This is a genomic window from Candidatus Bathyarchaeia archaeon (assembly GCA_035935655.1).
In the GTDB taxonomy this organism is placed as follows: Archaea; Thermoproteota; Bathyarchaeia; order 40CM-2-53-6; family 40CM-2-53-6; genus 40CM-2-53-6.
The window spans coordinates 1-1,502 of sequence record DASYWW010000035.1 but is presented as its reverse complement, the minus strand read 5'-3'; the positions used below and the strand labels follow the sequence as shown (position 1 = coordinate 1,502).

The following is a 1,502-nucleotide window of genomic DNA, read 5'->3' as shown; positions in this document are numbered from 1 at the left end:
TCAGCCGGGCTGGATGTTTCTCCTAGCGGTCCTACATCACTAGGAAGCACGCGTGAATTCCGATAGGATCAGTGTTGCGAACTTACATTACAAAAGAAACCAGAGACAGGAGCACTCTGCGAAACTTGGGCACCGAATACGTACCCGGTTCCCTGCAGGTTTACGACCAGACCGCATGCGAAAAGATAGGCCGATGGAGAAACATATCCAGAGACATGTGAAGTGGAAGCGCCAAACGCATTGCTAGTTGTGTAGTTGTAAGGAACGATGGGTATGAAAAAGAAGACGAATAGCAAGAGGACGATTACGATAGCAATGTTTCGTCCTGTGTGCCCGGCCAAGGATTTCGAGGGACCGATTGGATTGATTTAACCATACGCATCCTCACGCTTCAATACGTTGCGGAGCGTGGTTATTCTAGGTCGGTCAGTATCTCTCCATCTCCTGCGAGTCCAGCCTTTCCATGTAGAACTCGCAATAGTCAGACCCTGCTGTTGTGCATTCCATCTCGACGACGCTGTGTATCCTGCCTGTGATTTCTTCGGCGGCCCCGCGAAGGACCCCCGAGAAGAATTCGCAAACGCGATCTCCCTCGCCCACCTTATCTGTGCAGAAGACGCAGTCTTCCAATTTCAAGCGGGCTCGCCCAGTGAGTGGGTCTCCTCCGCTGAGGGACAGCCTTCCCCATCCGGTCGTGCTTCCGAGTTTGACGGCCGTCTCAAAGAAGATGCGAAGGTCTATGTTCAGCTTCCGGCCGATCTTCCCAAGACTCCTTCCGTAGCTGTGGCCCATCTCCTCTGTCACTGCGGTGCCGAGAGGGCCGTAGGTGCCCTTCAGGTCTTCGCGGACCGAGCTCCATGCAGAGCTCCCAAAAAAGAAGGCCCTGCCATTGGTGAGCCTGTTCTTCACGACCCCTTCGGTTATGTCGAACTCGAAGAAGTCGGCCAACGTAACTTCCGATGCCATGGATACGTGTTCGAGAGTCTGAATGATAATCCTTGGGGAGATATAACACAGTCATAGTATCCGTAGGAATGTTCCGAAACATAGCTACAACCCATATGAAACGAAATACGCAGACGCCGAGGCTTCATTTCGTTATCTAAACGCGGATCGAAAGTCCTCTAGCATCTCAGTCTTTTCGCGGTCGGTAGCGAAGGAGCCTCTGATGGAATTCTCCATGAGTCGGCCAAGCTCTGCGTTTCGGAAGCCATAGGCCACGCAAACTGCCGCGTAGACTTGCGAGAGCTTCCCTCCGGGCCAGAGAGCAGGGTCGTCAGAGTTCACCGACACCATGACCTTCTTGCGAAGGAGGACGTCTAGTCTAAGCTCGTTCACTGTAGCTATCTTCTGAAGGACCAGGTTCGAAATCGGGTTCATCTCGACAGCGACGCACTTCGCGTTCACCAACTGCACCAGGGAGTCCGACCGGACCAGGTGAATGGCGTGGCCTACCCTATTCGCCCCAAGCAGGTTTACGGCGGTCCTGATGTTCCTGAGGT

At 53.5% G+C, this 1,502-nt stretch carries 3 protein-coding genes; all 3 read right to left on the bottom strand.

The window, feature by feature from the left end:
- Window positions 1–68 precede the first annotated feature (68 nt).
- Window positions 69–341, bottom strand: coding sequence for a hypothetical protein (locus tag VGS11_05255; GenBank protein ID HEV2119494.1), 273 nt, complete (start codon window positions 339–341; stop codon window positions 69–71).
- A gap of 85 nt (window positions 342–426) precedes the next feature.
- On the bottom strand, window positions 427–966 hold the full coding sequence (locus VGS11_05250) for a V4R domain-containing protein (GenBank protein ID HEV2119493.1): 540 nt from the start codon (window positions 964–966) through the stop codon (window positions 427–429).
- A gap of 132 nt (window positions 967–1,098) precedes the next feature.
- A partial coding sequence (locus VGS11_05245) for a hypothetical protein (GenBank protein ID HEV2119492.1) occupies window positions 1,099–1,502 on the bottom strand: 404 nt, incomplete at its 5' end.